15 protein-coding genes are annotated in these 24327 nt (G+C 60.9%); 5 read left to right on the top strand and 10 right to left on the bottom strand.

What is annotated here, in order from left to right:
• Positions 1–55: 55 nt before the first annotated feature.
• Both FEV51_RS11210 and polA read right to left on the bottom strand, forming a co-directional pair.
• Positions 56–1324 (bottom strand): sensor histidine kinase, encoded by a 1269-nt coding sequence (locus FEV51_RS11210; RefSeq protein ID WP_138618961.1) that lies wholly within the window; start codon positions 1322–1324, stop codon positions 56–58.
• On the bottom strand, positions 1324–4164 hold the full coding sequence (polA, locus tag FEV51_RS11205) for a DNA polymerase I (protein ID WP_138618959.1): 2841 nt from the start codon (positions 4162–4164) through the stop codon (positions 1324–1326). Before polA ends, FEV51_RS11210 begins: the two co-directional genes overlap by 1 nt.
• A gap of 247 nt (positions 4165–4411) precedes the next feature.
• Here polA and FEV51_RS11200 point away from each other — a divergent pair, with 247 nt between their 5' ends.
• The gene (locus FEV51_RS11200) at positions 4412–4663 is read left to right on the top strand and encodes a hypothetical protein (protein ID WP_138618957.1); all 252 of its coding nucleotides are present in this window, start codon (positions 4412–4414) and stop codon (positions 4661–4663) included.
• Between the two features lie 91 nt (positions 4664–4754).
• Here the strand turns inward: FEV51_RS11200 and FEV51_RS11195 are convergent, their stop codons facing one another.
• Together FEV51_RS11195 and FEV51_RS11190 are read right to left on the bottom strand one after the other, a co-directional pair.
• Positions 4755–5762, bottom strand: coding sequence for a serine hydrolase (locus tag FEV51_RS11195; RefSeq protein ID WP_138618955.1), 1008 nt, complete (start codon positions 5760–5762; stop codon positions 4755–4757).
• 141 nt (positions 5763–5903) lie between these two features.
• Positions 5904–6311, bottom strand: a complete 408-nt coding sequence (locus FEV51_RS11190) for a baeRF12 domain-containing protein (RefSeq protein ID WP_138618953.1) — start codon at positions 6309–6311, stop codon at positions 5904–5906.
• A gap of 143 nt (positions 6312–6454) precedes the next feature.
• On the opposite strand from FEV51_RS11190, the gene FEV51_RS11185 reads away from it, so the two are divergent.
• Positions 6455–8641 (top strand): DUF305 domain-containing protein, encoded by a 2187-nt coding sequence (locus FEV51_RS11185; RefSeq protein WP_138618951.1) that lies wholly within the window; start codon positions 6455–6457, stop codon positions 8639–8641.
• A gap of 87 nt (positions 8642–8728) precedes the next feature.
• On the opposite strand, the gene groL is transcribed toward FEV51_RS11185, so the two are convergent.
• The 6 genes from groL to FEV51_RS11155 form a co-directional block, all read right to left on the bottom strand.
• Positions 8729–10381, bottom strand: coding sequence for a chaperonin GroEL (gene groL / locus FEV51_RS11180; protein WP_138618949.1), 1653 nt, complete (start codon positions 10379–10381; stop codon positions 8729–8731).
• Positions 10382–10437: 56 nt separating this feature from the next.
• Positions 10438–10725, bottom strand: a complete 288-nt coding sequence (groES, locus tag FEV51_RS11175; RefSeq protein WP_138618947.1) for a co-chaperone GroES — start codon at positions 10723–10725, stop codon at positions 10438–10440.
• A gap of 166 nt (positions 10726–10891) precedes the next feature.
• The gene (locus FEV51_RS11170) at positions 10892–12301 is read right to left on the bottom strand and encodes an MATE family efflux transporter (protein WP_138618945.1); all 1410 of its coding nucleotides are present in this window, start codon (positions 12299–12301) and stop codon (positions 10892–10894) included.
• A gap of 181 nt (positions 12302–12482) precedes the next feature.
• On the bottom strand, positions 12483–12857 hold the full coding sequence (rplL, locus tag FEV51_RS11165) for a 50S ribosomal protein L7/L12 (protein WP_138618943.1): 375 nt from the start codon (positions 12855–12857) through the stop codon (positions 12483–12485).
• A 96-nt stretch (positions 12858–12953) separates the two neighbouring features.
• Entirely contained in the window at positions 12954–13469 is a 516-nt protein-coding gene (rplJ, locus tag FEV51_RS11160) for a 50S ribosomal protein L10 (protein WP_138618941.1), read from the bottom strand.
• Between the two features lie 315 nt (positions 13470–13784).
• A complete protein-coding gene (locus tag FEV51_RS11155; protein WP_138618939.1) occupies positions 13785–14126 on the bottom strand; it encodes a hypothetical protein in 342 nt (113 codons plus the stop codon).
• 179 nt (positions 14127–14305) lie between these two features.
• Here FEV51_RS11155 and FEV51_RS11150 point away from each other — a divergent pair, with 179 nt between their 5' ends.
• From FEV51_RS11150 to rpoC, 3 genes are all read left to right on the top strand, one after another.
• Positions 14306–15010 (top strand): class I SAM-dependent methyltransferase, encoded by a 705-nt coding sequence (locus FEV51_RS11150; protein WP_138618937.1) that lies wholly within the window; start codon positions 14306–14308, stop codon positions 15008–15010.
• Between the two features lie 528 nt (positions 15011–15538).
• Positions 15539–19732, top strand: coding sequence for a DNA-directed RNA polymerase subunit beta (gene rpoB, locus FEV51_RS11145; RefSeq protein WP_138618935.1), 4194 nt, complete (start codon positions 15539–15541; stop codon positions 19730–19732).
• A 58-nt stretch (positions 19733–19790) separates the two neighbouring features.
• Positions 19791–24122 (top strand): DNA-directed RNA polymerase subunit beta', encoded by a 4332-nt coding sequence (rpoC, locus tag FEV51_RS11140; protein WP_138618933.1) that lies wholly within the window; start codon positions 19791–19793, stop codon positions 24120–24122.
• Positions 24123–24327 lie beyond the last annotated feature (205 nt).

Below are 24327 nucleotides of genomic sequence, written 5' to 3'. Positions count from 1 at the left end.
TCTAGGGAAGCGGGCGGGTCAATGGCAAGCGCTGTCGCGGGCAGCGATGTGCCGATTAGTCGCCCGGTGGCAGCTCGATAGTGACCTGCAGCCCGTCGGGCAGGAACTCGCGTTCGATGCTGCCGCCCAGCTGTCGCGCTGCGCTGGTCATCAGCAGGCTGCCAAAGCCCTTGCGCTCCGGCTCCTCGGTGATTGTCACGCCGGTCTCGCGCCACAGCAGGGTCAGCCCGCTATCGCTTTCCTCCCAGGTGACATGAACCGTACCGCCATGCGCCCAAGCACCGTATTTCACCGCATTGGTGGTCAGTTCGTGAAGGACGAGGCCCAACGGCGTGACGTTCTTAGCCGCCAGCAGGTGGTTTTCGCCTGCAATTTCCGCCGGGTGAGCGTCGGAGCGATAGGGGGCCAGCGTGGTTTCGACCAATGCGGAAAGCGACGCGACCGGGCGGTCTAGCTCGCCTTGGGTCACTTCATGTGCGGTCAGCAGCGCGCGGATGCGCTGGGCAATGCTGTCCGTGACCGGCTTGGCCTCAGGCTTGTCGCGGGCGCTCATCTGGACAATCGCCAGGATCACGGCGAACAGGTTCTTGACCCGGTGATTCAATTCACGCGCCAGCAGGTCCGCCCGGTCATGCGCCTCGCTCAATGCTGCTGCCTGCGATGCCTCGGCCTCGGCGCGGGCGGCGCGGCCCACCAGCCGGACGCCCGCGATCATTGCCAGCAGGATCAGTACCAGCAGGCCGCCCAGCATCGGCAGCACACGCGCTTCCGCCCGTGCGGTGTCGACCGCCGCTTCGCTGAGCAGTTGGGATTCGATCTGCTCCATTTCGCGGATGGCGCGGCGCAGGCGCTCCATCGTCTCCTGACCTTCATCGGTCAGGACAGCACGGCGCGCATCAAGCAGCCGCCCGTTCTCCAGCATGGCCACCGAATCAGCCATCTCGTCAAAACGCGCGCGGGCCAGTGCGTCGATCTGGTCGATCAGTTCGGTCTGGCGGGCACTGGCATCATCGCCGAGCATGTCCCGCAGCCGGTCGAGTGTCGGGCTGATCTGTTCGCTACCCGCACGATAGGGTTCGAGATAGCGGCGGTCGAGCGTGACCAGATAGCCGCGCTGGCCGGTCTCGCCATTGAGCACGGCGGTGCCCACATTGCGCAGTTCAACCAGAATTTCGTTGGTCTTGGCCACCTGTAGCCGCTCGTTGCGTTCAGCCTCCACGGTCTTGTAGACCAGAAACAACAGCGCCAGACTGCACGCGGCGATAACGGCCAGAAGCGCGGCGTTCATCCAGCGGCCGCGCCGGTCGGTGATTTTCATCTTCATCAATGTGCTGCTCCCCAACTGACGCCCGTGCCGATATCGATGCCCAGTGGCACGCTCAAGGATACCGAAGGCTGAGCGGCCTCAGCCATCACCCGTTCGATCACCGGCTTGGCAGCGGCGACATCGCCTTCCGGCAATTCGAACACCAATTCGTCGTGAACCTGCAACAGCATCCGCACGTCGTCCAGCCCGGCCTCTTGCAGCGCAGGCACCATGCGGACCATCGCGCGCTTGATGATGTCGGCGCTGGTGCCCTGGATCGGCGCATTGATGGCGGCGCGTTCGGACCCGGTGCGCTCGTTCTGGTTCTTCGAACTGATGCGCGGGAACCATGTCTTGCGACCAAACAGCGTTTCGGAATAGCCGCGCGCCCGCACGCTTTCGAGCGTTTCGTGGATATAACGCTGGATGCCGGGGAAGCGCTGGAAATAGGTGTCGATCATGGCTTGCGCCTCGTCCGGTTCCACCTTGAGACGGCCCGCCAGCCCCCATCGCGAGATGCCATAGAGGATGGCGAAATTGATCGTCTTGGCGCGCGCCCGCGTGTCGCGCGTTACTTCGCCGAACATTTCGGTGGCGGTGCGGCTGTGAATATCCTCGCCCGCGGCAAAGGCTTCGCGCAGCGGATCGACATCGGCCATATGCGCGGCCAGCCGCAGCTCGATCTGCGAATAATCGGCGGCCAGCAGGACATTGCCCGCATCGGCAACAAACGCTTCGCGAATTTGCCGCCCGATTTCGGTGCGGATGGGGATGTTCTGCAAATTGGGGTCGGTCGAAGACAGCCGTCCGGTCTGCGCGCCGACCAGACTGTAGCTGGTGTGGACCCGGCCGGTTTCGGGATTGATCGCCTGTTGCAGCGCGTCGGTATAGGTTGATTTCAGCTTGGTCAGCTGGCGCCATTCCAGCACCTTATCGGCTATTTCCGCGCCTTCGCCAGACAGCCGTTCCAGAATCGCCTGATCGGTTGAATATTGCCCGCTCTTGCCCTTGCGCCCGCCCTTGTACCCCAGCTTGTCGAACAGGATGTCGCCCAGCTGCTTGGGGCTGCCAACGGTAAATTGAATGCCTGCAACCGTATGGATTTCCTTTTCCAACCGGCTGGTCTCGACAGCGAATTCTTCGGACAGCTTGGCCAGCCGCGCCCGGTCAACCTTGATCCCGTGCCGTTCCATCTGCGCGACCACCGGGATCAGCGGGCGGTCGACCCGCTCATAGATTTTGGTGCCGCCTTCGCTGGCCAGGCGCGGTTTGAGATGCGCGTGCAGCCGCCATGTCACATCGGCATCTTCGGCGGCATATTCGGTGGCCTTGTCGAGCGGGACTTCGCCAAACGGGATCTGCTTTTTACCGATCCCGCAGACCTCTTTGAAAGTCAGTGTTGTATGGCCGAGATGGCGTTCGCTCAATTCGTCCATGCCGTGACCGCCGCCGATCCCGTCAAGGCTGCGGCCCGCATCCAGCGCGAAGCTGATAATCATGGTGTCATCAATCGGCGCCACCGCAATGCCATTGCGGGCCAGTATGTTGATATCGTATTTGATGTTCTGCCCGATCTTGAGCACTGCATCGCTTTCAAGCAGCGGCTTGAGCGCCGCCAGCGCCTGGGCAAAATCGACCTGATCGGGCTTTTCTGCGAACATATCGCTGCCGCCGTGGCGCAGCGGGATATAGCAGGCATCATTGGGGCCAAGCGCCAGGCTGATCCCGGTCAGATCGGCCGCCATCGCATCCAGCGCGCTGGTTTCAGTGTCTACCGCCACCAGCCGCGCGGCACGGGCGCGGTCGACCCAATGTTCCAGCCGCTCCATCGTCTGCACGCATTCATACGCGCTGCGGTCCACTGCGGGCATTTCGGGCAGCGGCTGGCGGCTGGCGGCGTGTTCGGCAGCGGTGTTGCCGGCACTCTGCTTGGCGGGATCGAGATCGGTTTTGCGCGAAGGGCTGCCTGACCCGGCCTCCAGCCTTCTGAGCAGGCTGGAGAAGCCATGCTTTTCCAAAAATGCGGCCAGCGGTTCGGGCGGCACGCCATCCAGCTTGAAATCATCGAGCGGCTGGGGAAGGTCGCAATCTTCTTTCAGCTGGACCAGCACGCGGCTGAGTTCGGCCATTTCGCGGCCTTCGAGCATCCGCTCTTTCAGCTTGGACTTCTTCATGTCCGGCGCCGCATCCAGTGCGGCGGTGAGAGAGCCATGTTCGGCGATCAGCTTGGAGGCGGTCTTGGGGCCGATGCCATAGATGCCGGGCACATTGTCTACCGAATCGCCCATCAGCGCCAGCACATCGCCCACCAGTTCAGGCACGACGCCGAACTTCTCTTCGACCTCTGCCGGGCCGATGCGGGCGCTTTTCATGGTGTCGAGCATATCGACGCGCCCGCCGCCTTCGCCAGCGGTGCCGACCAGCTGCATCAAATCCTTGTCGGATGAGACGATGGTGACGTCCCAGCCCTGACGCTGGGCCTCGCGCGCATAAGAAGCGATCAGATCGTCCGCTTCCAGCCCGGCTTCTTCGATACACGGCAGGCTGAAAGCGCGCGTTGCGTCGCGGATCAGCGGGAATTGCGGCACCAGATCTTCTGGCGGGGGCGGGCGGTTGGCTTTGTATTCGGGATAGATATCATTGCGAAAGCTGGTCGAACCCTTGTCCAGAATTACTGCCAGGTGAGTCGGACCGTCCGCCTTGTCCAGGTCATCGGCCAATTTCCACAGCATGGTGGTATAGCCATAGACCGCGCCCACCGGCGTGCCCTCCGGATCGGTCAGCGGCGGCAACCGGTGATAGGCGCGGAAGATATAGGCGGACCCATCGACGAGGTAGAGATGCTGCTTTGCGGCCATGACGCGGGGGCTTAGCAGCGCGATGAGTGCAATGGGAGCGGTTTAACCCATTCGCTTTGGCATGAGCCGGTTATCGGCAATCATGGCGAATTGAGGCAGGAATAAGGCAGAAAAGTGACGAATGCCCTTGCAATGCCACAAAGTCGCCACTATTTAGACATCGTGAGGCCTGATTTGAGGGCTCGCGCGGGAAGGTGGCCCAGGTCGTCCAACCGTTTTTAAAACTCGCTGTTCAAGGAATTTGACTATGCGCAAGATCGCTCTTTTCGCTGCTGCTTCGGCCGCTGCCCTGACCCTCGCCGCTTGCTCGGAAGCAACCGAAGACGCCGCAGAAGCGACCGTCGAAAATGCTGCTGCTGACACCGAAGCAAACATGGAAGCCGCTGGCGACAACATCGAAGGCGCTGCTGAAGCAACTGCCGACGCTGCTGACAATGCCGCTGCTGAAGTTGAAGCTGACGTTCAGGACGAATCGGTTGCCGAAGCTCAGGTTGACTAATCAGCCTGCTTCTGCACGGTTTTCCGTACGGAACAAGAAAGGGCGGTACCTTGCGGTGCCGCCCTTTTCTTATGTGCGAAATCAGTTAACCTTATTCGCCGCCGTAATCGGCTTTGGCGTAATTGCGCTGATCCTGCGCCTTGTAACCATCATGGATGGCGCGGGCGATCGCAGCGATCTTGGCCTCGCGGTTCAGCCGCGTTCCCTGTCCGGTGACATAAATCGCCAGCGCGATGGCGCGGCCATCGGGCATTTCCAGAATACCGATATCGCTGGAGGTGTTGTTGAGCGAGCCGGTCTTGTGGCTTACCCGGACACCAGCGGGCATCATCGCCGGAATGCGGCGCTTGCCCGTGCGAGTACGGCTCATCGCGCCCAGCAGTACGCGGCGGCTGTCAGCGGACAGATATTTGCCCTGATACAGCCCGCCCAGCATCTGGACCATCGCCATCGGCGTGGCGCTGTCGCGCAGATCAATGTGATTGGCAGGATTGAACTCGCCATCATCGCGCACCAGCGTGGCAATATCGCGGTCGATGCTGAATTCACTGAGGCCATTGCGGCGCGCCCAGTCATTGACCCGTTCCGGCCCGCCCACTACGCGCAGCAGCGCATCGGTGGCGTAATTGTTGGACCGCGTGATCATGATCTCGATCAGTTCGCGCGCGGGCATATATTGCCCTTCATAGACCGGCGCGACACGGCTTGAGAATCTGGCAGAACTGCGCGGCATCAGCAGCGGAAATTCGCTCGTCAGGCTCCAGCGGCCCTGCTCGACCCCTTCGAGGAAGGTGGCGGCAATGGCGATCTTGCTGGTGCTGGCCATAGGGAAGCGCTGGTCGCCCAGAACCTTGACCACCTGCCCGGTGGCCAGATCGATTGCGGCAACCCCGATCCGCCCGTTGCTGCCCTCTGCCAGCTCGGCAATGCGCCGGTCCAGCGCGGTATCATACACCGCCTGATAGCTTTGCGGGGTGCGGGTCTCTGTGCCGAGCACAGTATCGAACTGCGATTCAAAATTGACCGATTGGGCCTGTGCAGGCGCTCCCAAAGAGAGCGTCAATGCGGCCAGCGCGCTACCTAATGTTCTCAATCCCATTGTGACCCCTTACACCAAGCATGGTTGTCGTGGGATTAATGGCATTTTGAATCTGCGCGCAAGCGTTACTGCGTCAGAGGGTGGTGCGCAGGCGACGGAGCCATGAAAAGCCCGCCGCCCGCGCCAAGGGTATAGAATTGATCAGGCCGCTGAAATCGCCTGTTCGATCCGCGCAGTGGGTTCGCTGGTCATCGTCTTGTCGATTTCACCGACCAGCCGCTTTTCCAGCTCGGAGTGATAGTGGCGGCGCATTTCGCCCAGCGTCTTGGGGTCGGCAATCACTAGCAGATTATCGATCTGGCCCGCGACGGCCAGAGCATTCAGCCACTCGGCGGCTGCCGCGCCATGCGCCAGTTCGTCCAGATCGGTCCGGCCGCGCTGCTGCCCCATCGCGTCCTGATGGCGCACACCGGCGCTGTAATTGGTCGCAGTAAGATCGGGCTTCTGCGCTTTTTCCAGCTTGGGCTCGAAGGCCTGCCCGCCATTGCGCATCACGGTGAAGTTCTCGCCATCGACGATTGCGACATGGGCGTTGTGTGGCAATTTCATGAACTCGGTCTCCAGTTTTGATGTTCTGTGACCTTAACGGACAGCGGCGGTAATCGGTCCAGTCTCGGCGCTGATCGGAATATAGATTGCTTACCCGCCCCCGGCTGGTAGCCATGGCGGCAACGATATGAGGGGATAGAATTATGATCCGTGCGTTTTCGCTTGCCGCCGTCCTGCTTGCCTCCACTGCGCCGCTGGCTGCGCAAGAGGCGCCGATAGTCCTGCCGGGCGCGCCAGGTGAGGCGTCACGGACAATCGATGCGGCGAGCGCGATTGCGCTGTCCGACACCAGCTATGCGCCTGCTGACGTTGCCTTCATGCAGGGCATGATCGTCCATCACCAACAGGCGGTCGACATGGCGGCGCTGGTGAAAGATCGGACCAATAACGCAGCCATAGTCAAGATCGCGGATCGTATCGACGGCAGCCAGAAGGACGAAATGGCATTCATGCGGACCTGGCTGCAGGACCGCGGTCTGGAACTGGGCATGGCGGGCATGGGACATGCGCATCACATGATGGAGGGCATGGCCACCCCGCAGCAGATGGCGCAGCTTGCCGCAGCCAACGGGACCGCCTTCGACCGTCTGTTCCTGCAACTGATGATCCCGCACCACAAGGGCGCGATTGACATGGTCGATACGCTGCATGAACAGCCCGGCACCGCATACGAGCCGGTCCTGTTCGAATTTACCAATGACGTGGTGAGCGACCAGAAGACCGAGATCGAGCGCATGAATATCGTGCTGGCCGCGCTATCGCAGGATCCCCGCGCCACGCTGGCCGCAGGCTTCCGCGATGCGGGCGAGGCGATCAGCAATCTGCGTCTGGTGACCGCACAGCCCAAGCCTGCCGGGTTCTTTGATCCCAAAAATCCCGCGCAGCTCCAGCCGCTGATCCCGGCCAAGGAAGGCGAGGAGCCGAAAAAGGACAAGGACAAGGACAGGGACGACGAGGACGAGAAGCCCAAGTTTGGCGAGCGCGGTTCGCTGCTGTCTTTTGCCAACACCGATATCGCCTTTTCCGGCGATGTGATGGTGGCAGGCAATTATCACGGCTTCAACGCATACAGGCTGGGCGAGGACGGCGTGCCTGTGCTGATCAGCTCGACCGTGTGCCCCGGCGGGCAGGGCGATGTCTCCATCGTCGGCAAGCTGCTGGTGATGAGCGTTCAGGACAGCCGTGCGCGCAAGGATTGCGGCCTGCAGGGCGTAACCGACAAGATCAGCGATGAACGTTTTCGCGGCATCCGCATCTTCGACATTTCCGACATCAACCGCCCGCGTCAGGTCGGTCAGGTGCAGACCTGCCGGGGCAGCCATACCCATTCGGTGGTCTCCGCGGACAGCAAGCGGATCGTGCTCTACAATTCGGGCACCAGCTATGTGCGCGACGAAAAGGAGCTGGCCGGATGTTTCGATTCCCCCGGTGACAGCCGCACCGCGCTGTTCAGCATCGATGTGATCGAAATTCCCGTGGCCGATCCGGCAAAGGCGCGGATTGTCGACCGGCCCCGTGTGTTCGCCGCTGATGGCGAGATTGCGGGCCTGTGGCGCGGCGGCGATCATGGTGACGGCACTCAGGAAACCTATCGCACCGATATGTGCCACGACATCACTGTCTTCCCGGCCAAGAATCTGGCGGCGGGCGCGTGTTCGGGCAATGGCATTATCCTCGACATATCCAACCCGATGAAGCCCAGGCGGATCGACGATGTGACCGACAAGGGCTTTGCCTATTGGCATTCCGCGACCTTCAACAATGACGGCACCAAGGTGCTGTTCACCGATGAATGGGGCGGCGGCGGGCGACCGCGTTGTCAAGCGGGTGATCCGGCGACCTGGGGTGCCAATGCCTTTTACGAAATCAAGGATGGCAAGTTGGAGCAGCGCGGCACCTACAAGCTGCCCGCACCGCAAACCGACATGGAAAACTGCGTCGCGCACAATGGATCGATCATCCCGGTACCGGGCCGCGATATCTTTGTGCAGGCTTGGTATCAGGGCGGAATCAGCGTGATCGATTTCACCGACGCGTCCAACCCGTTCGAGATCGCCTATTTCGACCGCGGGCCTATCGACAAGGACCAGCTGGTGACCGGTGGTTACTGGTCAGCCTATTGGTATCAGGGCCGCATTTACGCGACCGAGATCAGCCGCGGCCTCGACGTCTTCGCGCTGGAGCCCAGCGAGTTCCTTACCGCCGAGGAAATTGCCGCCGCACAGGGCGCGCAATATCCGGGCGATGTCTTCAACCCGCAAACCCAGACGCAGGTAACATGGCCAGCTGATCTGGTCGCGGCAGCAAAGGCGAGCCGCAAGGGCGGCTAATTCGCCAGACCATTTGGCCAGAACACAAAAAGGCCCGGCAGGATCGCTCCCGCCGGGCCTCTTTTTGTACAGTCTGGAAAGCGGGGCTTAGAAGCCCATACCGCCGCCCATTCCGCCCATTCCGCCCATGTCGGGCATGCCGCCGCCAGCAGCCTTGTCTTCAGGCGCATCGGAGATGGCGGACTCGGTGGTGATCAGCAGGCCAGCAACCGATGCTGCGTCCTGCAGAGCCACGCGCACGACCTTGGTCGGGTCGATAACGCCGGCAGCTACGAGGTTCTCGTAAGTGTCGGTCGCTGCGTTGAAGCCCATGGTTTCGTCATCTTCGCGCAGCAGATTGCCCGAGATAACCGCGCCATCATGGCCAGCATTCTCGGCGATCTGACGAACGGGGCTGACAATAGCCTTGCGCACGATGTCGATACCGCGGGTCTGGTCGTCATTTTCACCCTTGAGGCCTGCGAGAGCCTTTGTGGCGTAAAGCAGCGCCGTACCGCCACCGGGGACAATGCCTTCTTCGACGGCTGCACGGGTAGCGTGGAGCGCATCGTCGACGCGGTCCTTGCGTTCCTTCACTTCGACTTCCGAAGCACCGCCGACCTTGATCACGGCAACACCGCCAGCGAGTTTCGCCAGACGTTCCTGCAGCTTTTCCTTGTCGTATTCGCTGGTGGTCGATTCCATCTGCGCCTTGATTTCACCAACGCGCGCCTTGATGTCATCAGCTTCACCGGCACCGTCGACGATGGTGGTATTGTCCTTGTCGATGGTGACGCGCTTGGCTTCGCCGAGCATGCCCAGCGTGACGTTTTCAAGCTTGATGCCGAGGTCTTCGGAAATCATCTCGCCCTTGGTCAGGATCGCGATGTCCTGCAGCATGGCCTTGCGGCGATCGCCGAAGCCCGGTGCCTTGACCGCTGCGACCTTGAGGCCGCCGCGCAGCTTGTTGACCACGAGGGTTGCCAGCGCTTCGCCTTCGATGTCCTCGGCGATGATCAGCAGCGGACGTCCGCTCTGAACAGCCGCTTCGAGCACCGGCAGCATGGCTTGCAGGTTCGACAGCTTTTTCTCGTGGATCAGGATGTACGGGTTTTCGAGTTCGACCGTCATCTTGTCGGGGTTGGTGATGAAGTAGGGGCTGAGATAACCGCGGTCGAACTGCATGCCTTCAACTACATCGAGTTCGAACTCGAGACCCTTGGCCTCCTCAACGGTGATCACGCCTTCCTTGCCGACCTTTTCCATGGCTTCGGCAATCTTTTCGCCGACTTCCTTGTCGCCATTGGCGGAAATGATGCCGACCTGCGCGATTTCCTGCGAACCGGAAACGTCCTTGGAACGGCTCACCAGATTTTCGACAACCTTCGACACGGCAAGATCGATGCCGCGCTTGAGATCCATCGGGTTCATGCCGGCTGCAACCGACTTCATGCCTTCGCGAACGATGGCCTGGCCCAGAACCGTGGCGGTCGTGGTGCCGTCACCGGCGAGGTCGTTGGTCTTGGACGCAACTTCCTTGAGCATCTGCGCGCCCATATTCTCGAACTTGTCTTTCAGTTCGATTTCCTTGGCGACGGTAACGCCGTCCTTGGTGATGCGGGGCGAGCCGAAGCTCTTGTCAATGACTACGTTGCGGCCCTTGGGGCCCAGCGTGACCTTGACGGCATTGGCGAGGATATCGACGCCGCGCAGAATGCCTTCGCGCGCATCGCGGCCGAACTTTACGTCCTTGGCAGCCATAGTGGTTTCTCCTGGAATATTGTTGGGGTAATGAAAGCGTTAAGGGGTCCCGGCAATCAGCCGATAACGCCCATGATGTCGCTTTCCTTCATGATCAGCAGGTCTTCACCGTCGACCTTAACCTCGGTGCCTGACCATTTGCCGAACAGCACGCGGTCGCCCGCCTTGACGTCGCAAGGGGTAACGGTGCCCGTTTCTGAACGGGTGCCCGTGCCAACAGCGATGACTTCGCCTTCGCTGGGCTTTTCCTGGGCGCTGTCCGGGATGATGATCCCGCCGGCGGTCTTTTCTTCTGCTTCGATGCGGCGAACCAGCACGCGGTCGTGCAGTGGACGAAATGCCATGTCGATGACCTTCCTTTCAAGAGTGGATATAGCGTCTTGGCACTCCCAGACCGAGAGTGCCAGCGGAGCGCATATGTGCATCCGCCACATGGGCGTCAACCACTGGAGAACAAGAATCTTCGCGGCGCGGCGTTGCTGGGGCAGGATGCCCTGCCGCGCGCCATGCTCAGGTGGCGAGCGGCTGCACCAGACCAAGCCGTTCGCGTCTGGCCCAGCGCCACGTCAGCAGGATCGCGGCAAACACCAGTCCGGCGGCCAGACCGATCCATACGCCGGTGCCCTGCAAGGTGGTGTGGAAACCCAGCCACCATGCTGCGCCAAAGCCGGGCACCCAATAGCTGAAGATCGCAATCAGCATCGGCACGCGGGTATCCTGCAGCCCGCGCAGTGCACCTGCGGCCACCGCCTGAACGCCGTCAAACAGCTGGAACGCTGCGGCGACCAGCATGAACTGGATGGCAAAGCCGACCATTGCCGCATTGGCGGGCAGGGCGGGATCGACATAGATGCGCAGCAGCAAATGCGGCACCGTGATCATCGCAGCGGCGGTCAGGCACATGAAGGCCGCGCTCATCGCGATGCCGACCCAGCCCGCCCGCGCAATCGCCGGTTTGTCGCGCGCGCCATAGTGATAGCCGACGCGGATCGTGGCGGCCTGCCCTACGCCGAACGGCACCTGAAAGGCCAATGCGGCGATTTGCAGCGCCACGGTGTGCCCCGCCAGCTCAGACGCGCCGATGCGGCCCATCAGCAATGCTGCGGCGCTGAACAGCCCCGCTTCGGCCAGAATGATCACCATCACTGGCGAGCCGAGCCGGACCAGTTCGCGCAGCCGCTGCCATTCGGGGCGCCACCAATTGCCAAAGATCCGGTACTGCCGCAGCCGCCGGTCGGCCAGGATGGCGATGATATAGCAGGCGAGCACGAACACCGAGGTGATGATGCTCGCCAATGCCGAGCCTTCCAGCCCCAGCGCCGGAGCACCCAGATTGCCGAAGACGAAGGCGTAATTGCCCAGCACACTGGCCACCAGCGCCAGTGCGGTGATCGCAGTGGCGAAAATCGGGCGGCCCAATGCGGACACAAAACTGCGCAGGACATTGGCCGCGATCATCGGGATCATCGCCCACATGATGATCTGCAGGAAATCGCCAGTGCGTGCGGCAATGGATTGCTCTTGCCCGCTGGCCAGCATGATCGCCTCGCCGAACCAGCACACTGCCATGCCGAATGCGCCCGATACCAGCGACAGCCACAGCGCCATGCGTACCGACCGGCGAACCTCGCGCACCGCATGACGGCGGCGTCCCAGCTCCTCAGCGATCAGCGCCGCCACAATGCCGGTCAGTCCTGAAAACGCCCACAGCAGCAAGCCGAACAGCGCGATGCCCAGCGCCGAAGCGGCCAGTTCGCGCTCGCCCAGCCGGGCCACGAAAATGACATCGACCGCATGGACCAGCATCTGCAGCAAATTGGCGAGCGCCAGCGGCCAGGCGAGCCGGTAGGTCGCGCGGATTTCATCGCGCCAGCCATCGCTGCCGATTGGCAGGGGCTTTGGGGCTGGATGGTGGGTCATGCAGCCGGCCCGGATAATCGCGGCTGGCCCGCATCTCAAACGCGCTGTGCTCAGCGCGCGGATTTCATGGCCGGGGTGCAGCGCCGGGGCAACAGGGCGGCCACGGAAAAGGGCGGCACCTTGCGGTACCGCCCTCCCATCTGCGAGCGCTTCAAGACACTCGCAAAACTGTGTTCGAAGCTTATTTGAGCTCGACGGTGCCGCCGGCTGCTTCGATCTTGCCCTTGACCTCTTCGGCCTCGGCCTTGTTCACGCCTTCCTTGACGGCCTTGGGCGCGCCTTCGACGAGAGCTTTGGCTTCGGTCAGACCCAGGCCGGTAATCGCACGGACTTCCTTAATTACCTGGATCTTCTTGCCGCCGTCTCCGGTCAGGATGACGTCGAATTCGGTCTGCTCTTCAGCAGCCGCAGCGTCGCCGCCAGCGGCGGGGCCGGCAACGGCAACAGCAGCAGCGGCGCTAACGCCCCACTCTTCTTCAAGTGCCTTGGCAAGCTCAGCGGCTTCCATGACAGTCAGCTTCGACAGTTCTTCAACAAGCTTGGCGATATCGGCCATGATGTTTTACTCCAAATAGTGGCGGGGTGGCCCTGAACAATTTCAGGTCGGCCTGCCCCAATGAATAAATCGCGGTTGTGCGATTGAACCTGTGGCTTACGCCGCGTCCTTGGCGGCATATGCGCCAAAAACCCGTGCAAGCTTCGATGCGGGTGCGTTGACGAGCTGGACAACCTTGGTTGCCGGCGCGTTGACGAGGCCCACGATCTTGCCGCGAAGTTCGTCGAGGCTGGGCATGGACGCGAGCGACCTTACCCCTGCTTCGTCGAGCTTCAGCGCGCCCATCGAGCCACCGACAATTTCAATCTTGTCGGTGCTCTTGGCGAAGTCCACCACGGCTTTCGCCGCAGCCACCGGATCCTGCGAAAACGCAAGCGCGGTGGGACCGGTCAGATAGTCATCGAGACCGGTGTAATCGGTGTCCTTCAGGGCGAGCCTGGCGAGACGGTTCTTCGCAACCTTGTAGGACGCACCTGCTTCGCGCATCTTCGAGCGCAAGTCAGTGGACTGAGCCACCGACATGCCGAGGTTGCGGGTGACAACCACCACGCCGCTCTCGTTGAAGACTTGCGTGAGCTGGGCGACCGCATCGGCTTTCTGCGAACGATCCATGCCATACTCCTTCACAAATGATCGACCGGGATGGCTCCCTGTCGACCGGCTACGTATGTCCATGTCGCAAATAGCAACATGGGCGAGTCCAGTGATGGGGAAGGAGGTGCGCCGGCCACGATGGGCAGAACGCGCATTGCAGTGCCGGAGCGACTGCGAAAATCTCTGTCCCCGTCTAGGCCGGAAATTAAGAGAGGCATATTCCCCTCACCAGCTGTCTCGGACGGATGAACGGCAGACGCAAAAGAGGCCCACCGATCGCGGCGGGCCTCTAAAGTGTTTGCAGTGCGAGTCAAGCCCGCATGCCGTTAGCGATCAGTCGATCGCGTCACGCTTTTCCTGCTTGGCCTTGGCCGATGCTTCAAGGCGGTCGGCGGCAGCTTCGTCAGTGTCTTCGATGCGGTCGGCCATTTCTTCATCGGCTTCAGCGCTGGTGTCCAGTGCCTTTGCACGCTGTTCGTCGGTCATAGCAGCGCCATCGCCCATCGAACCGTCAGTCATCGTCCCATCGGCGGCCGTGGTGTCGGTTGTCATGGTGTCGGCGGCAGTGGTGTCGGTGGTCATCGTGTCGGCCGTGTCATCGGCAGGTGTGCTGTCACAAGCAGCGAGACCCAGTGCGAACGGCAGGGCAGTGGCGGCTAGAATAATCTTCTTCATGTCGTTTCTCCAAACTGTGTCGCCTTGAAATCGCCACAGTTCGCGATGGTTCCCAATCGACGCGCTTTTGCCGAAACATTACGCTCTGCTCATCAGGTCCGAGGGGTGCACTTGCACCCATTGCGTTTTGCAGGTGCGGGGCCTAGGCCCCCGAAAAATCTGCATGATTGGAGGCGATTTTGGATCATTCGATCTACCAAAGCGGCGAATATCTGGAAAACAATCCCGAATGGCATGCCGAGGATGCGCCCTTGAAGGCGCAATGGGTGACGTCAATCCTCAAGCAGCACGGCGTCGAACCCAAGTCGATCGTCGAGATTGGCTGCGGTGTGGGTGAACTGCTGCGCCGCGTCAGCACAGAATTCCCCGCCGCCAAGGTCGATGGTTACGAAATTTCAGCGCAGGCATATCCGGTGGCAAAAGAACGCGAGCAGGGCGCGTTAGCTTACCATTTCGGCGACTATCTCGAACTTGCCGAAAATGGCAAGGTCGAGCGGCCCGATGTGGCTATGGCTATCGATGTGTTCGAGCATGTTGAGGACTACATCGGGTTCTTGAAGCGGATGCGCCCGTTGGCGGAGTGGAAGCTGTTTCACATACCTCTCGATCTGTCGGTGCAGGCTATGCTGCGGGGCGCAACCCTGAACACGCGCGAGAAGCTGGGTCACCTCCATTACTTCGAGAAGAAGACAGCGCTCGCGACTTTGGAAGATTGTGGTTACGAGGTTGTCGGCTGGAATTATACGCACGGCTCGGAACAGCAGCCGCGGACTAGCTTTAACAAGCGCATCATGAAGTTTCCGCGCCGTATCATGCGCATGATCTCGCCCGACCTGTCGGTGCGAGTACTCGGCGGCTCTTCGCTGATGGTGCTTACAAAGTAGGCTGGCGAGGTTCGCCTGTATAATGGCGACGTAAGACAACAGCGTTTGCTGTCGCTGTACCTCGTCCAATGCAGTTTTTCTGGCGAACTGGTGACACGGCAGTTTTTGCGTAATTCACCACAGGCATGTGCTGGCAGGCATGTTCGCGGTGGATTGCCTCGACAATATAGGTTCATCTGGACTTCGGCGGGCAGGTTGCAGGGATGGCGAAGCTGCCCTTTCTATTGCGATGTTCGCCGGTCAGGTCGGAGCGCTGGCTCCGTTTGACAATCGCGGGGCCAAATCCTACATGGGCCGCAACCGCCCGCTTCGAGCAGGGCCGATTCTTGCGCGGGGATCGGTTACAGGATGGAAGCGGCGTTTCCATAATCGCGACGCTTTGACGAGCTGCAGCAGCACCGCAAAATCGGTGCGTCATTCGCTGCGGCCTTTTTGCGTCCTTATGGAATTCTCACGCGCATGAGACTTGAATTGCAGGGCCGCCGCGGGCGCACACCTGACACACAACAGAAGAGGCAAGACCCCTTTATGGCTACCAAGGCGAAGGCACCACAGGGCCGTTTGAAGTCCAAGGCTTCAGGCACCGCGAAGCGGCGCATCCGCAAGATTTTCGGCGACATCCATGAAGTCGTCGAAATGCCCAATCTTATCGAGGTGCAGCGCGAGAGCTACGAACAGTTCCTGCGCTCGGACAAGGAAACAGGTTACGTTTCCGGCCTTGAAAAGACCCTGCGGTCGGTCTTCCCGGTACGTGATTTCGCGGGCACTGCCGAGCTCGACTTCGTGCATTACGAACTTGAGCCGCCGAAGTACGACACCACCGAATGCCGCCAGCGCGGGATCACTTATGCGGCGCCGATGAAGGTCACGCTGCGCCTGATCGTGTTCGAAGTCGATCAGGAAACCGAAACCCGCTCGGTCCTCGATATCAAGGAGCAGGACGTCTATATGGGCGACATGCCCTTGATGACGGACAATGGCACCTTTATCGTCAATGGCACCGAACGCGTGATCGTCTCGCAGATGCACCGTTCGCCGGGTGTGCTGTTCGATCATGACCGCGGCAAGACGCATTCCTCGGGCAAGCTGCTGTTTGCTGCCCGCATCATTCCGTATCGCGGTTCGTGGCTCGATTTCGAATTCGACGCCAAGGACATCGTTAACGTCCGTATCGACCGCAAGCGCAAGCTGCCGGTCACCGGCCTGCTCTATGCGCTGGGCCTCGACAGCGAAGCGATCCTCGATCACTTCTATGACACGGTCGTGTGGAAGCGCGCCGCCAAGAAGAGCGTCGACGGCTTTGAAATGCCGTTCGTGCCCGAGCACTGGCGTGGCCAGAAGCCGGTGTTCCCGCTGGTCAATGCCAAGACCGGTGAAGAGATTTTCGCCGCCAATCAGAAGATCAGCCCGCGTGCCGCCAACAAGGCGCTGAAGGACGGTCTGGCGACCCTGTTGCTGCCGACCGAGGAAATCATCGGGCGCTATGCCGCGCGTGACATGATCGACGAGAAAACCGGCCGCATCTATATCGAAGCTGGCGAAGAGGTTTCGATCGAGAACCTCGAGCTGCTCGATAATGCGGGCGTGTCGCAGATCGAACTGCTTGATGTCGATCACATCACCACTGGCCCCTGGATCCGCAACACGCTGCAGGTCGACAAGGCCGAGAACCGTGATGAAGGTCTGGAAGCGATCTACAAGGTCATGCGTCCGGGCGAACCGCCGACCAAGGAAACCGCAGAAGCGCTGTTCGAAGGCCTGTTCTTCGATGGCGAACGGTATGATTTGTCGGCTGTTGGCCGTGTGAAACTGAACATGCGTCTCGGCCTCGACGCCGAAGACACCGTGACTACGCTGCGCAAGGAAGACATCCTGGCCGTGGTCAAGGAACTGGTCGACCTGAAGGACGGCAAGGGCGATGTTGATGACATCGACAACCTTGGCAATCGCCGGGTGCGTTCGGTGGGCGAGCTGCTGGAAAACCAGTACCGCGTCGGCCTGCTACGCATGGAGCGTGCGGTCAAGGAACGGATGAGCTCGGTCGATGTGTCGACCGTGATGCCCAACGATCTGATCAATGCGAAGCCGGCGGTTGCTGCGGTTCGCGAATTCTTCGGCTCGTCGCAGCTGTCGCAGTTTATGGATCAGACCAATCCGTTGTCGGAGGTCACCCATAAGCGCCGTGTCTCGGCCCTCGGCCCAGGCGGTCTGACCCGTGAACGCGCAGGCTTTGAAGTCCGCGACGTTCATCCCACGCATTATGGCCGCATCTGCCCGATTGAAACGCCAGAAGGCCCGAACATCGGCCTGATCAACTCGCTCAGCACCTTTGCGCGGGTCAACAAATACGGCTTCATCGAAACCCCGTATCGCCTGATCAAGGACGGCAAGGTCACCAGCGAGGTGGTCTATCTGTCCGCGATGGAAGAGCAGAAGCACACCGTGGCCCAGGCCTCGGCTGACCTCACCGACGATGGCAATTTCGTCGAGGAACTGGTCTCTGCCCGTCAGAACGGCGATTACTTCATGGCGCCGCGTGAGCAGATCACGCTGATGGACGTCAGCCCCAAGCAGCTGGTTTCGGTTGCTGCGTCGCTGATCCCGTTCCTGGAAAACGATGACGCCAACCGCGCATTGATGGGTTCCAACATGCAGCGTCAGGCTGTGCCGCTGGTCAAGGCCGAGGCACCGTTTGTGGGCACCGGCATGGAAGAAACCGTGGCGCGCGATTCGGGCGCAGCGATTACTGCGACCCGCGGCGGCGTGGTCGATCAGGTCGACGCGACGCGTATCGTGATCCGCGCAATCGGTGATGTCGAAGCCGGCCAGTCCGGCGTGGACATCTACACGCTGCAGAAATTCCAGCGCTCGAACCAGAACACCTGCATCAACCAGCGTCCGCTGGTGAAGGTTGGCGAAACGGTCGAGCCGGGCGATGTTATCGCTGACGGTCCCTCGACCGATCTGGGTGAACTGGCGCTGGGGCGTAACAGCCTCGTCGCCTTCATGCCCTGGAATGGCTACAATTATGAGGACAGCATCCTCATTTCCGAGCGTATCGTGAAGGATGACGTCTTCACCTCGATCCATATCGAGGAATTTGAAGTCATGGCGCGCGATACCAAGCTTGGGCCAGAGGACATCACCCGCGACATTCCCAATGTCGGCGAGGAAGCGCTTCGCAACCTCGACGAAGCAGGCATTGTCTACATCGGTGCCGAAGTGCATCCGGGTGACATTCTGGCAGGCAAGATTACGCCCAAGGGTGAAAGCCCGATGACGCCGGAAGAGAAGCTGCTGCGTGCGATCTTTGGCGAAAAGGCCAGTGACGTGCGTGACACTTCGCTTCGCCTGCCGCCCGGTGTGGCCGGCACGGTGGTCGAAGTGCGCGTGTTCAACCGCCACGGTATCGAGATCGACGATCGTACCCGTGCGATCCAGAACGAGGAAATCGAACGCCTGCGCAAGGATAGCGCCGACGAACGCTCCATCCTCAACCGGGCGACGTACAACCGCCTGCGCGATATGCTGCTGGGTCAGACTGCCTCGGCAGTGCCCAAGGGCGCCAAGAAGGGCGTCGTTGTCGACACCGAGCTGCTCGAAGGCATCGAGCGTCACGAATGGTTCAAATTCGCAGTCGCGGATGATGGCCGTCAGGCGCAGATCGAAGCGGTGAAGTCGCAGTATGACGAAGCCGTCAAGATCATCGACGAGAAGTTCGACGACCGTAAGGAAAAGCTGGAGCGCGGCGACGAGCTGGCTCCCGGCGTGCTGAAGATGGTCAAGGTCTTTGTCGCGGTGAAGCGCAAGCTGCAGCCGGGCGACAAGATGGCCGGCCGACACGGTAACAAGGGCGTCATCAGCCGGATCCTTCCGGCCGAAGACATGCCGTTCCTGGAGGATGGTACCCCGGTTGACGTGGTGCTCAACCCGCTGGGTGTGCCATCGCGCATGAACGTCGGGCAGATCTTCGAAACCCACCTTGGCATGGCGGCCCGCGGATTGGGCCAACAGATTGCCGGAGCTCTGGAAGACTGGCGCATTGCCAATCCCGATCCGGCCAAGGCCAAGGCGCCCAGTGCCGTCGTCGACCGCCTCAAGGACGTTTACGGCGAGGCTTACCATGCCGAGATCGAAGCCCGTTCGACCGCTGACGTGGTCGAGCTGGCCGGCAATCTCGTCAATGGTGTGCCGATGGGTACTCCGGTGTTCGATGGCGCACGCGAAGGCGATGTGACCGCGATGCTGGAACAGGCAGGGCTCGACGGATCGGGCCAGGTGACGCTGTTCGACGGGCGCACCGGCGAGGCGTTCGACCGTAAGGTGACAGTGGGCTATATCTACATGCTCAAACTGCACCACTTGGTCGATGACAAGATCCACGCGCGTTCGATTGGTCCCTACAGCCTCGTCACCCAGCAGCCGCTGGGCGGTAAGGCGCAGTTCGGCGGCCAGCGCTTCGGCGAGATGGAGGTCTGGGCGCTCCAGGCTTACGGCGCCGCTTACACGCTGCAGGAAATCCTCACCGTGAAGTCGGACGATGTCATCGGCCGGACCAAGGTTTACGAAGCCATCGTCAAGGGTGACGACACGTTCGAGGCAGGTATTCCGGAGAGCTTCAACGTGCTCGTCAAGGAAATGCGCAGCCTCGGCCTCAATGTCGAACTCAAGTCGCTCGCCGACGAGAACGAGGATGGCTTCGGCCAGATCGCGGCGGAGTAACCGGGATGAAAGCCCCGTTACTCCACCCTGAGAAATTCACCCGTAAAGGGAATAAGTCATGAACGAACTGACCAAATTCACCAACCAGCTGGCCAAGCCGGAAACCTTTGACGAAATCCAGATCGGCATTGCTTCGCCGGAACGGATCCGTTCGTGGTCCTTCGGCGAGATCAAGAAGCCGGAAACCATCAACTACCGCACGTTCAAACCTGAACGCGACGGCCTGTTCTGCGCCCGCATTTTCGGTCCGGTGAAGGATTACGAATGCCTGTGCGGCAAGTACAAGCGCATGAAGTACAAGGGCGTCGTCTGCGAAAAATGCGGCGTTGAAGTGACCGTGACCAAGGTCCGCCGCGAGCGGATGGGTCACATCGAACTGGCCGCGCCGGTTGCGCATATCTGGTTCCTCAAGTCGCTGCCGTCGCGCATCGGCCTGCTCCTCGACATGCAGCTCAAGCAGCTTGAGCGGGTGCTGTATTTCGAAAGCTACATCGTGGTCGAACCCGGCCTGACCCCACTGGAGAAATTCCAGCTGCTGACCGAAGACGAGCTGCTCGAAGCGCAGGACGAGTATGGCGAAGACGCCTTCTCCGCCTCGATCGGTGCCGAAGCGGTCAAGACCATGCTGATGGATCTCGACCTCGAACAGGAACGCGATGACCTGCTCGAAGATCTGGCCACCACCAAGTCGAAGCTGAAGCCGGCCAAGATCATCAAGCGTTTGAAGGTCGTGGAAAGCTTCATCGATTCGGGCAACCGTCCCGAATGGATGATCCTGGAAGTGATCCCCGTGATCCCGCCAGAGCTGCGCCCGCTGGTGCCGCTGGATGGCGGCCGCTTTGCGACGTCGGATCTCAACGATCTGTACCGCCGCGTGATCAACCGTAACAACCGCCTCAAGCGCCTGATCGAACTGCGCGCGCCGGACATCATCGTCCGCAACGAGAAGCGGATGCTGCAGGAAGCTGTCGACGCCTTGTTCGACAATGGCCGCCGTGGCCGCGTGATTACCGGCGCCAACAAGCGCCCGCTGAAATCGCTGTCCGACATGCTCAAGGGCAAACAGGGCCGCTTCCGGCAGAACCTGCTCGGCAAGCGCGTCGACTATTCGGGCCGTTCGGTCATCGTGACCGGGCCGGAATTGAAGCTGCACCAGTGCGGCCTGCCCAAGAAAATGGCGCTCGAACTGTTCAAGCCGTTCATCTACGCGCGTCTCGACGCCAAGGGTCTGTCGATGACTCTGAAACAGGCGAAGAAGTGGGTTGAAAAGGAACGCAAGGAAGTCTGGGACATCCTGGACGAAGTGATCCGTGAACACCCGGTGATGCTAAACCGAGCACCGACGCTTCACCGGCTTGGCATCCAGGCGTTCGAACCCGTTCTGATCGAAGGCAAGGCGATCCAGCTTCACCCGCTGGTCTGCGCCGCGTTCAACGCCGACTTCGACGGCGATCAGATGGCCGTGCACGTCCCGCTGAGCCTTGAGGCGCAGCTGGAAGCGCGCGTGCTGATGATGAGCACGAACAACATCCTGTCGCCTGCCAATGGCAAGCCGATCATCGTGCCGTCACAGGACATGGTGCTGGGCCTCTATTATCTCGCGATGGAACGTCAGGAGAAAACGCCTGAGTTCATCGACGGTGAAAAGAAGGGCGACAAGATCGAGAAGCTGCAGATGTTTTCGGACATGGCCGAGGTCCATCAGGCACTCGAGGTCAAGGCCGTTACGCTGCACACCAAGATCATTGCCCGCGTCCCGCAGGCCAATGAAAAAGGCAAGGTTTCGATGGTCCGTTTCGAGACCACGCCGGGCCGTATGCTGATCGGTGAATGCCTGCCGAAGAACCACAAGGTTCCCTTCGACATCGTCAACCGCCTGCTGACCAAGAAGGACATCGCCGACGTCATCGACGAGGTGTATCGTCACACTGGCCAGAAGGACACGGTGCTGTTCGCCGACGCCATCATGGGTCTTGGCTTCCGCCACGCCTTCATGGCCGGTATCTCGTTCGGCAAGGATGACATGATCATCCCCGAAGAGAAGATCGAAATGGTCGAAACGACCAAGGCGCTGGTTGCCGATTACGAGCAGCAGTATCAGGACGGTCTGATCACGCAGCAGGAAAAGTACAACAAGGTGATCGACGCCTGGAGCCGTTGCGGCGACCAGGTGGCCGAGGCCATGATGGACAAGATCCGCGCCAAGCCCATCGGCAAGGATGGCAAGGAAGCACAGATCAATTCGATCTACATGATGAGCCACTCCGGCGCGCGTGGTAGCCCGGCACAGATGAAGCAGCTGGCCGGCATGCGCGGTCTGATGGCCAAGCCTTCGGGCGAAATCATCGAAACGCCGATCATCTCGAACTTCAAGGAAGGTCTGACCGTCCTTGAATACTTCAACTCCACCCACGGCGCTCGCAAGGGTCTGGCCGATACGGCGCTCAAGACGGCAAACTCGGGTTATCTGACCCGCCGTCTGGTCGATGTGTCGCAGGACTGTGTGATCGTGCAGGAAAACTGCAAGACCAAGAACGTGCTGGTGATGCGTGCCATCGTTCAGGGCGGCTCTGTCATTGCCTCGCTTGGCGAGCGTATTCTGGGCCGCACGGTGGCCGAGGACATCGTCAACGCGGCGACTGGTGAAGTGATCGTCAAGACCGGCACACTGGTCGACGAACCAATGGTCAAGGAAATCGAAGCGGCCGAAGTGCAGCAGGCGAAGATCCGTTCGCCGCTGGTTTGCGAAGCCGATCAGGGCGTCTGTGGCACCTGCTACGGCCGTGATCTGGCCCGCGGTACTCCGGTCAACATCGGCGAAGCGGTGGGCGTTATCGCCGCCCAGTCGATCGGCGAGCCGGGCACCCAGCTGACGATGCGGACGTTCCACATCGGCGGCGCGGCACAGCTCAATGAAACCAGCCATCTGGAATCGATCTCGGACGGTAAGATTGTCTATCGCGACATGCCGACCATTCTGGACAAGAAGGGCCGTATCCTCAGCCTGGCACGCAATGGCGAACTTTCGGTGATCGACGCCGAAGGGCGCGAGCGCGAAATCCATAAGGTGCCTTACGGTACCGTGCTGATGCACAAGGATGGTGCCAAGGTGAAGGAAGGCGATCGTCTGGCTGAATGGGATCCGTTCACCCTGCCGATCATCACCGAACAGTCGGGTATTGTGCGTTATCAGGACCTGATCGACGCCACGACGATGGAAGAGCGCATCGACGATGCGACGGGCATCGCACAGCGTGTGGTCACCGAACTGCGTACGTCCGGCCGGAAGGCGAAGGAAGATCTGCGTCCGCGGCTCACCCTTCTCAATGATGCCGGCGACGAGACCGAGGCTGCACGTTACATGCTGGCCCCGGGCACGACGCTGTCGGTCGAGGACGGCCAGCGGGTCGATGCAGGCGATATTCTCGCCCGTGCCAGCCGCGAAGCCGCCAAGACCCGCGACATCACCGGCGGTCTGCCTCGCGTTGCGGAACTGTTTGAAGCGCGGATGCCCAAGGACGTATCGGTCATTGCCAAGATTTCGGGCAAGATCGAATTCGTCCGCGAGTACAAGGCCAAACGCAAGATCGCGATTATCCCTGAAGAGGGTGATGCAGTCGAATATCTGATCCCCAAGACCAAGGTGATCGACGTGCAGGAGGGCGATTTCGTCAAGAAGGGCGACACGCTCATCTCTGGCTCGCCCAACCCGCACGACATCCTCGAAGTCATGGGGATCGAAGCGCTGGCCGAGTATCTGGTAAACGAAATTCAGGAAGTTTACCGGCTCCAGGGCGTGAAGATCAACGACAAGCACATCGAAGTGATTGTTCGCCAGATGCTTCAGAAGGTCGAAATCACCGATGGCGGCGACACCACGCTGCTGCCGGGTGAGCAGGTCGACAACGAGGAGATGAAGGCGATCAACGCGAAGCTGACGCGCAGCAAATCGCCTGCCGTCGGCAAGCCGATCCTGTTGGGTATCACCAAGGCTTCGCTGCAGACGCGTTCGTTCATCTCGGCGGCTTCCTTCCAGGAAACCACCCGGGTGCTGACGCAGGCCGCAGTCGAGGGCAAGAAGGACACGCTGATCGGTCTCAAGGAGAACGTGATCGTGGGCCGCCTGATCCCCGCCGGTACCGGCGCGGGTATGAACCGGATGCGCGTCACCGCCTCCAGCCGCGATGCCGCTCTGCGCGCTTCGTGGAAGAAGGCACAGGACGCGATCATCGCTGCCAACACCGCCGCGGAAGAGCGTGAGGCCGAACTGGCCCAGGGCCCTGAAGCCGCTATTGGCGACGACCCGCTGGCCGCAGTCGAGGGCGAAACCCACGGCACCGATGCCGATGCGGGCGAATACCTGAACGAGGCGGCCAAGGACGGCGAATAAGCCTTACCTGACCGCATAAAATTTGGCCCCGTCGGTGCGTCCGGCGGGGCCTTTTTCTCGCTTCGTCCAGAGCAGGCCAAAGCCTGGTTGGCGCATAGCCACAAGCCGCCCCGCAGCGAAGCGGCCTGCAAAAGACGTTGCATTTCATTCAGAACAGGCGTCCATTGCAGACAGTGCCGAAGCGCGATCCAGCCGTTTGGAGTCG

The sequence above is a fragment of the Qipengyuania marisflavi genome, assembly GCF_005884405.1.
GTDB classification, from domain to species: Bacteria; Pseudomonadota; Alphaproteobacteria; order Sphingomonadales; family Sphingomonadaceae; genus Qipengyuania; species Qipengyuania marisflavi.
Note: the sequence above shows the minus strand (reverse complement) of the source record. Positions and strands in the feature narration are given on the sequence as shown.